The 12,761-nt window shown below is 29.6% G+C and carries 12 protein-coding genes; all 12 read right to left on the reverse strand.

Features of this window, described 5'->3' with window-relative positions:
* Window position 1 precedes the first annotated feature (1 nt).
* A complete protein-coding gene (hypD, locus tag CAMP5118_RS02270) occupies window positions 2-1,093 on the reverse strand; it encodes a hydrogenase formation protein HypD (protein WP_337216515.1) in 1,092 nt (363 codons plus the stop codon).
* Window positions 1,080-1,361: a HypC/HybG/HupF family hydrogenase formation chaperone gene (locus CAMP5118_RS02275; protein ID WP_039618343.1), complete on the reverse strand. Its 282-nt coding sequence runs from the start codon at window positions 1,359-1,361 to the stop codon at window positions 1,080-1,082. Before CAMP5118_RS02275 ends, hypD begins: the two co-directional genes overlap by 14 nt.
* The gene (gene hypB / locus CAMP5118_RS02280; protein WP_337216516.1) at window positions 1,361-2,095 is read right to left on the reverse strand and encodes a hydrogenase nickel incorporation protein HypB; all 735 of its coding nucleotides are present in this window, start codon (window positions 2,093-2,095) and stop codon (window positions 1,361-1,363) included. Before hypB ends, CAMP5118_RS02275 begins: the two co-directional genes overlap by 1 nt.
* Window positions 2,096-2,158: 63 nt before the next feature.
* Window positions 2,159-4,357, reverse strand: a complete 2,199-nt coding sequence (gene hypF, locus CAMP5118_RS02285) for a carbamoyltransferase HypF (protein ID WP_337216517.1) — start codon at window positions 4,355-4,357, stop codon at window positions 2,159-2,161.
* Window positions 4,338-5,888, reverse strand: a complete 1,551-nt coding sequence (locus CAMP5118_RS02290; protein ID WP_337216518.1) for a hypothetical protein — start codon at window positions 5,886-5,888, stop codon at window positions 4,338-4,340. The genes hypF and CAMP5118_RS02290 overlap by 20 nt, the downstream gene beginning before the upstream one ends.
* 102 nt (window positions 5,889-5,990) lie before the next feature.
* Entirely contained in the window at window positions 5,991-6,812 is an 822-nt protein-coding gene (gene pepE, locus CAMP5118_RS02295) for a dipeptidase PepE (protein ID WP_263702637.1), read from the reverse strand.
* Window positions 6,813-6,885: 73 nt separating this feature from the next.
* Window positions 6,886-7,551 carry a M48 family metallopeptidase gene (locus CAMP5118_RS02300; RefSeq protein WP_263725108.1) on the reverse strand — a complete coding sequence of 222 codons (666 nt, stop codon included), beginning with the start codon at window positions 7,549-7,551 and terminating at the stop codon, window positions 6,886-6,888.
* On the reverse strand, window positions 7,527-8,843 hold the full coding sequence (locus tag CAMP5118_RS02305) for an MATE family efflux transporter (RefSeq protein WP_337214713.1): 1,317 nt from the start codon (window positions 8,841-8,843) through the stop codon (window positions 7,527-7,529). The genes CAMP5118_RS02300 and CAMP5118_RS02305 overlap by 25 nt, the downstream gene beginning before the upstream one ends.
* Window positions 8,844-9,009: 166 nt before the next feature.
* Complete coding sequence (gene pstB, locus CAMP5118_RS02310; protein ID WP_337216519.1) at window positions 9,010-9,750, reverse strand: phosphate ABC transporter ATP-binding protein PstB; 741 nt, start codon at window positions 9,748-9,750, stop codon at window positions 9,010-9,012.
* A gap of 1 nt (window position 9,751) precedes the next feature.
* Entirely contained in the window at window positions 9,752-10,834 is a 1,083-nt protein-coding gene (gene pstA / locus CAMP5118_RS02315) for a phosphate ABC transporter permease PstA (protein WP_337216520.1), read from the reverse strand.
* Entirely contained in the window at window positions 10,831-11,745 is a 915-nt protein-coding gene (gene pstC, locus CAMP5118_RS02320; RefSeq protein ID WP_337214716.1) for a phosphate ABC transporter permease subunit PstC, read from the reverse strand. The genes pstA and pstC overlap by 4 nt, the downstream gene beginning before the upstream one ends.
* A gap of 16 nt (window positions 11,746-11,761) precedes the next feature.
* Window positions 11,762-12,745, reverse strand: coding sequence for a substrate-binding domain-containing protein (locus tag CAMP5118_RS02325; RefSeq protein ID WP_337214717.1), 984 nt, complete (start codon window positions 12,743-12,745; stop codon window positions 11,762-11,764).
* Window positions 12,746-12,761 lie beyond the last annotated feature (16 nt).

Consider the following 12,761-nt stretch of genomic DNA (forward strand, 5'->3'; position numbering starts at 1 on the left):
TTTATGCCTTATCTTGATAGTATTTATAATAAGCCGCACAAGCTCCTTCACTAGAAACCATACAGCTACCTATAGGATTTTTTGGAGTGCAAGTTTTTGCAAACACCTTACAATCATAAGGCTTAGCTAAGCCTCTTAAAATTTGACCACAAATACAAGCTTTACTCTCATCTTTACTTTGCACTTTACAATCAAACACTTTGCTAGCATCTAAGTGCGCAAATTCATCTTTTAAACAAAGCCCACCATTTATAATTACTCCAAGACCTCTAAATTCAAAATCACAAGGTTTAAAGTATTTTTCTACTAAAGCCTTAGCTTTTAAATTTCCTTCTTTACTAACTACTCTGTGATATTCATTATAAACTTCAAAAGTATTTGCATTCATTTGCTCTACTATATTTAACACACTAAGCATTATATCAACTGGCTCAAAACCACTCACTGCTATAGGGGTTTTATATTTTTTAGCAATAGGTTCATAAATGTTTGATCCTGTGATAACGCTTACGTGAGAAGGTCCTAAAAAGGCATCAATTTTTACATTTTCATCTTGCATGATAGCTTCTACCGCAGGTGGAACTAATACATGATTAATATGAAAAAATAAATTTTTTAAATTTAAGGCTATACTTTTTTCTATAATCACCCCACTCATAGGTGTAGTTGTCTCAAAACCTATGGTAAAAAAGATTATATTTTTCTCAGGGTTTTTTAAAGCTATATCTATCACATCCAAAGGTGTATAAAGCGCTCTAACATCAGCTCCTTTAGCTCTAAGATCAATTAAGCTTTCATAGCTTCCTGGCACTTTAAGCATATCGCCTAATACACAAAAGATAGTATTTGGCATACTTGCAAGCTTTAAAGCCACATCAATACGCTCTCTTGGCATAACACACACAGGACAGCCTGGGCCGTGAACAAAATTAATTTCTTTTGGCAATAAATCAGGTAAACCAAATTTCATAATACTATGCGTATGTCCACCACAAATTTCCATGATATTAATAGGCTTAGTAATTTTAGAAGCAATAAGTTCTTTTAGGGTTAAAATTCTTTCTTTATCTCTAAAATCATTAATTAAATCCATTTTTTAGCCCCATATCGCCTTCATTTTCATCAATTTGTCCATTTTGCATCTTCTCTGCTATATCTGTATAAATTTTTAAACTCTCTTGTGCAGCTTGAGTGTCAATTTTTTCCATAGCAAAACCCACATGTATAAGCACATAATCACCTACTTTTAAAGGTTCGCTTATCAAGTCTAAACTCACTCTTCTTTTAACCCCTAAAGTTTCTACTATGGCTGAATTTAGCTCATCAATTTCTAAAATTTTAGAAGGTATAGAAAGACACATTAGTTAAGCTCCTTTTTCATTTTTAGATAATTTATCCAAAGATCAAACCCTGTTTTTGTTTTGCTATCTAAAATCATAATATCTATTTTAGGATTTAGCCTTTTAGCAGCCATAGAAGCCGCTTTGAAATCAAAGTCAAAATGCTGAGCTAAATCGGCTTTAGTAATGACTAATAAATCAGCCTTTCTAAACATCACTGGATATTTTTCTACCTTATCACTACCTTCTGTTACTGAAAGTAAAACCACATTTAAATGCTCGCCTAAATCATAACTTGCAGGACATACTAAATTTCCCACATTTTCAACAAAAACTATATCAAGTTCGCTAAGTTTAAAATGATGTAAAGCTTCATGCACCATAAAAGCATCTAAATGACAAGTTTGTCCTGTGGTGATTTGATGAGCTAAGCCTCCTGCTTTGATAATGCGGTTTGCATCATTATTAGTTTCTAAATCCCCTTCAACCACGGCTATTTTTAAATCATCTTTTAAAGTTTTTATAGTTTCTTCTAAAAGTGTTGTTTTACCGCTTCCTGGAGAACTCATTAGATTAATACAAAGAGTATTACACTCATTAAAATGCTCTCTATTATGAGCTGCTTGGTGATCATTTTTTGATAAAATTTTACTAATAACATTAATAGTTTTTTCATCTTTTAAAACTGGATTTTCATGATGGTGATCATGATGATGTTCATGTTCATTAATAGAACAACCGCAATCTTTACACATAATCTTTCCTTTATATTTTTATTTTATTGTATATAAAAAAGTATTAAAAAAATATGAGTTTTATTAAGTTTTTAAAGATAAATAATACACAAGTTGCCCAAGTGCAATAGAACTATCGTTGCAAGGAAATTGTAAAGAAGTTTTATAAGCAATTTTTTTTCGAACTAAAATTTCAAGTAAGGTTTTGTTTTGAAATACCCCACCACATAAAAGCACTTCTTCTTTAAAATCTTTTGAATATTCTATAATTAAATTTGCAATGCCATTAAGCAAACCTGTGCTAATTTTAACTTTATCTTTATCTTCTAAAGCTTGCAAAAAAGCATTTTTAAAGCAAATTTCTTTTTCTTTGATGTCAAATTTGTAACTATAATCAAGATTTTTATCATAATATTTTTCCATCAAAAGCCCAATTTGTGCTTCATAATCAAGCTTTTGTATATCAAAAGCAAAAGCGCCAAAAGCATCGATAATCCTACCAAGAGAACTCGTATATAAAGAGCTTTGAGTGTGAATTTTTTTAAGATTATTTAATTTTACTTGAGAAAATTTAGCTAAAAACTCGCTAGCTTTGCTTTCTAAATTAAAATCAAAAATTAAAGCTAAAGCTAAATTTGCGATATTTTTAATATCTGCATTAATTAGTTTGAAATTTTTAAAATGATTTAGCCTTTCATAGCTTTTTAAATTCGCTCTAAAAATCTCTCCACCCCAAATTTTTCCATCATCTCCATAACCTGTTCCATCAAAAACAAAGGCTAAAACATCATTTTTGTAAATTTTGTGTTCAAATAAACAAGCGCACAAATGTGCATAGTGATGTTGCACGCGAAAATTTTTATAATCTTTAAATTCTTTTACATAGTTAAATTGTGGGTGTTTATCGCTTAAAATCTGATCAAAATTTAGTTTATAAGAGTTTTGAAAGAAAGTTAAAATTTTAAAAAATCTCTCTTGTATGTCTAAACTTTTCATATCGCCTATATAAGGAGAAATGAAAATTTGATTTTTAAAAAAACATGCAAATTCATTTTTTAGCTCACTTCCCAAAGCTAGAATATTTTCTTTTACATTATAAATATCTGCTGTGTTAATATAAAGTGGGTTAAGACCTCTTGAAGTCCTTAAAAACATTACTTCTTTACCGATAACTTGAGCAATGCTATCATCGCTTGAATTATGTATTGCTCTATCATAATCAAGATAAAAATCAAACACATCACTAAGTTGCTCTAAAAGTTTTGTTTCTTCATAAATAATGCTTTGTGAGCTTAGATTAGCACTTGTTGCAATGATAGGTTTTTTAAAATGCTCAAAAAGCATTAAATGTGTTCCCATATAAGCTAACATAATACCTATTTTATTAGTATCTGGCGCTAAGCTTTTATGGATATTTTTACTATTTAAAATAACTATGGGTTTTAAATTTGAAGTTAAAAGTTTTGCTTCAGCTTTATTAATAAAAGCTAATTCCTGAGCCATTTTAAGATCTTTTACCATAATAGCAAAAGGCTTTTTAGGGCGATTTTTACGTATTCTAAGTTCATTTATAGCATTTTCATTTGTGCTATCACAAATTAAATGAAACCCACCCATACCTTTAAAAGCTATGATTTTACCTTGTTCTAAAAGTTTTGCAAGCAAGATAAAAGCTTTTTCATCTTTAGCTAAAATATTTTGATTTTTATCTTTTAAAAAGATAGTAATTTTACATTTTGGACATGAGAGTGGTTGAGCATGAAAGCGACGATTAGTAGGTTCTTCATACTCGCTTTGACAAAAAGAACACATTTTAAACTCATCCATAGTCGTATTAGCTCTATCATATGGAAGTTTTTTTATAATAGAAAATCTTGGCCCACAATTTGTGCAAGTGATGAAAGGGTATTTAAAACGTGGATTTTTCTCATCATAAAATTCATTATAGCAATCCTCACAAAGAGCAAAATCACTCAGAATCGGACTAAATTTTTCACTATCTTGTGAAGTACTTATACTAAATTCATTATAAGTTTTTTGAAGTTTTTTATAAGAAAAATTAAAATCATCTATCCTAGCTAAAGGTGGTAAATTAGCAAAAAGTTTTTCTTTAAAAATTTCTAATTCATCATTGCTACACTCAAGGATTACAACAACACCTAAGCTGTTGTTGTAAACTTCACCTTTTAAATTAAGCTCTTTAGCTATATTAAAAACAAAAGGACGAAAGCCAACGCCTTGTACTAGCCCTTTAATATGAATTTCATATCCAAAGTGGGACATCACTTAACTTAAAAAATGGTATGTGTTTAAATACATTTTTACTAAGGCTTTTATGCTCAAACAAGCTCCCACTAAGCACGGCACAATCAACTTGCTCTTTAGCCTTTAAATCATCAAATAAATCCCTTAAAAAATACGCCAAACTCTCAACAACGCCTAAGGCTATGATTTGATTTTCTACTCCAGCAAGCTTAAAACTCATCACGCTTCTTAAGGTCTTAGTATAATCAAATTCTTTTTGCTCATTAAGCTTAAAATCTATCCTAACACCTTTTGCCATTTTACTCTCATCTGCTAAAGCTAAAAGCGCTAATGCTGCTTTTTTCTCGTTTTCACCAAGCTCTAAAATCATCCCTACCATGCCAAAAAGATTAAAAAAATTATTAGCCATATTTAGTTCTTTTCGCACTAGGGTAAATTCTTTTTCATAATTAGCTAATAATCTCTTAGCAACATCATCTTGACTTATAGTTTCATAAAACTCATCAAAGCTTTTTGGTAAATTTAGTTTTAAAAGATTGATTTCTTTATCAAGTAAGATAATATCATCATATTTTTTACTAAGTTCTAAAAGCAAAGGCTTTTTGTCTTTAAAATCAGATAATATACAAGAAATTCTTGCAAAATTTTTATCTTCTTTTTGAAAAATCAAATTTTTAAACTCAGGTAAAATATAATCATAACCCCTGCAAACTACTAGTTCATTTTCGATTAAAGCCACTTCAAAATCATCTTCAAAATGTTCTAGCTTTTTAAAATTTAAAAACTTAATTCCTTCTTTTTCAAGCTCAAAACATAAGGCAAACAAGAAAAGATTATCGTATATTTTTATTTTAAAATACTCATGATTTAATTGATGATTTTGTCTAAAAATAGCATTAAATTTAAGTTTCATTAGAGGTTTTTCAACCCCTGCTAAGATTTTAAACTGCTCGTTATTACAAGAAAAAAATGCATTGATATGCTTTGGATCACAAGGTATTAAAAAATCATCCAATGCTTCATTAAAAATTTCAAAAGCATATATTCCTTTTGAGCTTTTAAAATATATTTTATCTTTGTTTTTTAATTTTTCTAAGGCTTTTTTCAAGTTATCGTAGAAATTTTCTTTAGTGATTTTTATAAAATCTTCTTCTATTTTAAAATCTTCTTCTATTTTAAATTCTTCTTCTATTTTAAATTCTTCTTCTATAAAAATACCCCATTCATTTTCTAAAAGCTCGCCATTAGTATAAGCATTTGCATTAAGTCTTGTTAAAAAACTTCTTTTGGTGAAAGTTTTTTCTTTTTTTATAGGTGTAAAATCTTCTTCTATAACTTTTAAGTCAAATTTGTTTAAAAAAACACTATGGCTGATATTTTCTAAATTAGAACAAAAGGCTTGAATTTCATCTTTTTCACCTTTAATTTTAATGATGATTTTTTCATCTTTTTGCTCATAATCATACACATAATCTTTAGCATAATAAGCTAACAAATATTCAAAAATATCGTTTTTAGATTTATAATCAAAAGTAATTTCTAAAAGCAAGTTAAAAACCTTAAAATTAAATTTTTTTAAAGCATAAATATAACAATTTTAATTCTAAGGAAAGCTTAAACAAGCTATCTAAAATATAGATAGCTTATCATTTTAGTAGTTAAATTCAGAACCGATAGCGATTTTTTGAATTTCTTTTTTGTTTTCAAGTTTTAAAAGTGGAGCATTTTTATCCATACCTAAAACTTTTGCTTTTTTGCCATCAAGTAATAATGCAACACCTTCAGGCAAAGCATAAACAACTACTTTAGGATTAACAATCAAAAACTCTTCTAATCTTTCCTCACGACTTTCACCATTATGTCCTACTGGCTTACCTGAGATAAAATGTGGATTGATTTGATGAGGGAAGATATTAAAAGTGTTGAATGATTTTGGTTCAACTATAGGCATATCATTAGTTGTCATCATAGTTGCACCTGCTACATTTGAACCTGCTGACCAGCCAACATAAGGTACACCCTCACTTACTCTTTTTGCAATGAGTTCAACTAGGTTATTATTGTAAAGTTGATTTACAAGTTCAAAAGTATTTCCGCCCCCTACAAAAATCGCATCAGCACTTTTAACAATATCAACAGCATTACCTCTATGCACACTAATTATTTGAAGTCCTAAACTTTCTAAAGCTTTAGCAACTTGTGCTTCATACTGTTCATAAGTTTTTCTAACACCTGCATAAGGTATAAATGCTACTTTTTTGCCTTTTAAGTTATTTTTTTCAACAAATTCTTTAAGCCAAGGTAAAGCATGGTTTAAATATCCAGTGTCTTTATAGCCTGAACTTGAGAGCAATAAAGCTTTTTGCTTATCTTTTGGAAAATTAACTACATCATTAGCATTTAAAGCCACACCGCTAAAAAGCATAGCAGCTAAACCAAGAGCACCTACTTTTAACAAATTTCTTCTTTTCATTGTTTTTCCTTTAAAAGATATTTAAAAACAATTTATTTTAATAAATGATTTTTTAAATTAAAATAAATTTTTGTTAAAAAATAAGACTTTTTAGAAAAACCTCTCTTGTCTTGTAATCAGGCATTAATTTATGTAAAAAATCATAAAATTCTTTTTGATGATGTGGGTAGATTAAATGTGTAAGTTCATGCAAAATCACATATTCTATAGCTTTTATAGGTTTTTGCATGAGTTTTAAATTTAAGTTTATATATGCTTTTTGATGATTGCAAGAACCCCATCTTGAAATCATTTCTTTAATACAAATTCTTTGTACCTTTCTCTTGTGGATAAATTGCCATTTTTTTATAAAATACTCAAAAATCACCCTAGCACTACGCCTTAAGAAAAGATCTAAGGCTTTTTGATTTTTTGCAAAAATTTTATCTTTTTTTATAAGAACCTTTTTATGATTTTCGTTAAAAACTAGCTTGTATTTTTTACCTAAAAAATACAATTCATCACTTGCTAAAACTACTCTTTTTAAAGAAAGTTCTTTTTCTTTGGCTCTAATCCAACTTTCATTTTTTTCTAAAAATCTTAAAACATCTCTTTGCTCATAATATAGCGGTATACTAAGCTTGAAAGTTAAATCCCTATCTACCCTAAGTCTTAAGTATTTAAGTTTTTTCTTTTCAAAAGCAAAACGAAATTCTTTAAATTCTAAAATTCCTTTTATACTAGTGCTTTGCCTTGCCATTTTTTACTTTTCCATCTATATGAATTGACTATACCGCGTAAAAACTCATCTGCACAAAAACCTACCCAAACTCCTAAAATTCCAAGTCCAGCATAAAAACAAAGCACATAACCAACCGGTAAAGAAACTCCAAGCATAAATACCACTCCACTTAAAAACGGAAACCTCGCATCACCACTTGCTCTTAGCGAATTCACCATGACTATATTAAAAGTTCTTGAGATTTCTAAGAATATTGAAAGAGTAAAAAGTGGTATCATAAGTTCTTTTAAACTTTCTTCAAGCTTTACTACACCCATGGTAAAATCTTGCAAAACATAATTAAGTAAAGCCACAAAAGCACTTGCAACCACGCTAAAATACAAAGCTATCCAAGTATGTTTATAAGCTACATTTAAGTATTTTGCACCAACTAATTTACCTATGATAATCTCATTTGCCACGCTTATAGCTTGCCCTACTAGCATGATAAGTAAAGAAATTTGAAAATAAATCGTTTGAACACTTAAATTTTCTTTACCTAAACTTGCTACAAAAGCAAAAGCTATAGTGTATTGTATAAACCATATCAAATGCTCTCCTGCTGCAAAACCACCGATATTAAAAATCTTTTTAAGTACCACTTTTTCAAGGTTTATCATCTCTTTAATTTTAAGATGAATTTTGAGCTTAAAACTAAGTATTGCTATAAGCATACTAAAGGCTACCAAACGCCCAAGTATATTACTAAGTCCTACTCCAAAAAGCTCTAGCTTAGTAAAATGCAATACATAAAAATTTCCTATAAATATCACAACATTCATCAATAAGGTAGTAAACATAACCCAATAAGCCATATTATACACCCTAATAATAGCAGCCAAAACTATACCCATAGCATCAAAAAACAAACAAATTCCAAGCATATGCAAGTAAATTTCACTGTCTTTTAAAAGTTCATTTGGAATTTGCAAAAGATAGAGCAAAAACTCTCCATGCCATAAAATCAAACTTCCACACACAAAACCAAGCAAGGCATTTAAAAATAAACTTTGATGAATTGCTTTTCTTGCTAGAGTGTAATCTTTAGCCCCTAAAGCTTGGGCAATCACTACACTACAACCCACACTTAAAAAACTAAAAATAATGATAAATAAATCTGCTACTTGATTACCCGCACCCATAGCTCCAACTAAAAAGTTAGAATACTGCGAAACCATAACGGTGTTGATAATCAAAGAAAAATATCTTAAAAACATTTCAAGTAATATAGGCATACTAAGATGTTTAAGTGAAAGTTGTTTGCTTGCCATGAATACTCTTTTTGATAATAATCTTTTGAAAGTAAAAAGTAATTTTACTTAAAAATTACTTTTTTAAAGATAAATATATTTTTAATTATACTGATTTTAAGAATAAACAAATATATTTTAGAAATTTTGATTAATTATATCATCAAAAATTCTAAATAAATAAAAATTATCCAAAAGCTCCATTTAAATAAGCTTTTGTTTTTTCTTCTTTAGGATTTTCAAAAAATTCTTTACTCTCTCCAAATTCTACAAGCTCTCCTAAATGAAAAAACGCAGTATAATCAGCTACGCGCTTAGCTTGTTGCATGTTATGTGTTACCATGATCATGGAAAAATTATGACTTAATTCCTTAACAAGCTCTTCTATAATGCTTGAAGATATAGGATCAAGTGCAGAAGTTGGTTCATCTAAAAGTAATAATTTTGGCTTTATAGCCAAAGCTCTTGCAATACAAAGGCGTTGTTGCTGACCACCTGAAAGTGCTAGAGCATTTTGTTTTAGTTTATCTTTTACTTCCTCAAAAAGACCCACTTTTTTAAGACAATCTTCCACTAAAGCATCTTCTTCATCTTTATTTTTGATCATCCCATGAAGTTTTGGAGCATAAGAAATATTATCATAAATGCTTTTTACAAAAACATTAGGTTGTTGAAATACCATTCCGACTTTTTTTCTAAGCACAACTAAATCTTGATTTTTAACATCTTTTCCATCAATCTCAACAAGACCATCGATTTTTGCTATTTTGTCATTCATCCTATTAAAACAACGCAAAAATGTGGATTTTCCACAGCCTGAAGCACCTATTAAAGCTGTGATTTTATTTTTTTGAATTTCCATATTTATATCAAACAAAGCCTGTTTTTTACCATAAAATAAATTTAAATTTGTTGTTTTTGCTATCATTTTATTTTCCTTGAAAATATCTTCTTAAAAGTATTGCTGCTAAATTTAAAATCACCAAAAGAGATAAAAGCACTATAATCCCTGCTGCTGTTCTTTCTAAAAATGCACGCTCTGGCATAGCTGACCATGAAAAAATTTGAGCAGGCAAAACACTTGTTGGTGCAAAAACACTATTTACCACATCAGGTATAAAAGCTATCATACCTATAATCATCAAAGGTGCGGTTTCACCAATAGCCCCTGCTAGAGTTAAAATAGAACCTGTTAATATCATAGGCATTGCTAAAGGTAGCATAATGCCTTTTATCATTTGAATTTTAGTCATTCCTAAAGCATATGCAGCATTTTTCATATTAATATCCACACTTTTTAAGGCAGCTTTAGTTGAAACAATAATAATAGGCAAACTCATAATAGCCAAAGTCAATCCCCCAACCAAAGCACTAGAACGAGGCATGCCAAAAAGATTAATAAACACTCCAAGACCTAAAAGTCCAAATAAAATACTAGGAATGCTAGCTAAATTATTTATACATACTTCTATAAAATGCGTAAATACATTTTGCGGAGCAAATTCTTCTAAATAAATAGCTGCTCCAACTCCTATTGGGATACTCACAGCCATACATACTAACATTACAAGCAAAGTTCCAACCACAGAAGCAAAAATTCCTGAATTTTCAGGTGATTTAGAATCTCCATTAAGGAAAAAATTTGTGTTAAAACTTAGTTTGATTTCTTGCTTTTGAACTAGCTCATCAACTAATTTTTTTTGTTCATCGCTTAGTTTATTGTAATTTTTTTTCATATATTGATCAACTTCAGAATTTGCTAAAAGCCAAGATTTTTCTTTGATTTGACCTGTTCTTATTTTCCTTTGTTCAGCGCGCGATAAAAGCTCATATGAAGGGCTATTTCTATCAGCATGGGCATAAATGTAAGTTTGCTTAAAAGCTCCTATCCCAAGATACCCTACACTTGATAAAAAAATACAAAGAAAAATAAGGTTTATATAAAGCCCTATTTTACAGAATCTTTTGAAATTTTTTGAAGCTTTTTTTCTTTGTTTAAAAAGTTTTTTCATAAATTTTTCCTTTTATGGAAGCGGTTTATCAAATAAACGCTAAAAATATTAATGATTAATGTGATAATAAAAAGCACAAGCCCTAAAGAAAATGCACTTAAAGCTAAAGAACTATCAAAAGCTTGATCGCCACTTAATGCTTCTACTATTTTTACAGTCACTGTTGTCATATCTTCTAAAAAATTCATTGTTAAATTTGGACGCAATGAAGCAGCCATAACAACAATCATCGTTTCACCTAAAGCTCTTGAAAGTCCTAAAAGACAAGCTGCAACTATGCCTGGCATTGCTTCTGGTAAAATTACTGCAAATACAACTTCTTTTTTAGTCATACCTAAAGCATAAGCTCCATTTATCCTTTTTAAACTTACAGCTTCAATGCAATCTTGTGAAAGTGAAGCCACTATAGGAACTATCATAATACCCATGATAAAACCTGCACCTAGGGCACTTTGAAAACTAGCTTTGATACCAAAAAGAGAAAAAAACCACACTATAAAAGGAGCTACAACTATGGCTGCGAAAAATCCAAAAACTACAGTAGGAATTCCTGCTATGATTTCTAAAATAGGTTTTAAATAGTTTTTAGATTTTTTACCTGCAAATACTCCAAGATAAATAGCACACATTATGCCTAAAGGTAAGGCTGTTAGCATTGCTATTAGTGAAATATAAAAAGTTCCCCAAAATAAACTCAAAGCACCAAAAACCCCATGCTTGCTACTTCCATCAGCACCTACAAATGCAGCATCTGCTGCCCACTGACTTGAGAATAAAAAAGTAAATACGCTTTCTTTTTGAAAAAATTTTAATGCCTCTATTAAAATAGTTAGCATAATAGCAAAGCTTACTACTACGCTAACAAAAGCACAAAGAAAAAGCGTTAATTTTATTATTTTTTCTTTTATCAATTTTTCATCCTAAAAATTAAAAAACTTTCCCTGTTTTAACAAGCTCATCAGTTAATAAACCTTTTTCTTCTATATGTTTTTGGGTTTGTTTTAAAGTTTTTTCATCCAAAGGAACCAATCCTATTTTTTCTAATTCTGCTCCGCTTTTAGCTAAATCATCACTCATATAAATTTTTGCAAATTCAAATACTTCTGGATTTTTCTTAGCATTCATATATATAAACAAAGAACGAGCTAGTTTATATTTTCCTTCAGATATATTTTTCTCATCAGCTTTTACACCATCAATGTAAGCAGCATTAATCTTATCATCATTGCTAGCTAAAAATCCGTATCCAAAAAGCCCAAAAGCTTCTTTATCAACAGAAAGTTTTGAAACAATTAAATTATCATTTTCACCGCTTGGTATAAATGCTCCATCTTGGCGTATAGTTTTATATGCACCTTTATATTCAGGAATTTTTTTAGAAATATCTACCATTACAAGCTCTTCTATACTATCTCTTGTTCCTGAACTTGATGGAGGACCATAGATTGTAATTTTTCTATTTGGTAGATTTTTATTGATTTGTTGCCAATTTGTATAAGGATTTGGGACCAATTTTCCATCTTGTGGAATTTCTTTGGCCAAAGCTAAAAATAACTCATGTAAGCTTATATTTAATGGAGCATTGATTTTATTTTGAGCTAAAACTATGCCATCATAACCTATCATAATACCGACTATATCACTCACGCCTGATTTTTTACAAGTTTCAAATTCACTTGGCTTGATTGCCCTTGAAGCATTAGAAATATCAGTAATTCCTTCACAAAAAACTTTAAAACCACCACCTGTGCCAAGACTTTCAACTATAGGTGTTTTTGTATTTTTTATAACAGCATATTCTTCAGCAACAAAAGAAGTAAAAGGATACACCGTTGATGAACCTGCTATTTTTAATTCTACTGCTTCTAAACTAACAAAGCAAGCCACACTTAAAGCCAAAAGTTTTTTCATTTTTTCTCCTTAGTTA

The organism is Campylobacter sp. LMG 7929 (assembly GCF_024723595.1).
Taxonomy (GTDB): Bacteria; Campylobacterota; Campylobacteria; order Campylobacterales; family Campylobacteraceae; genus Campylobacter_D.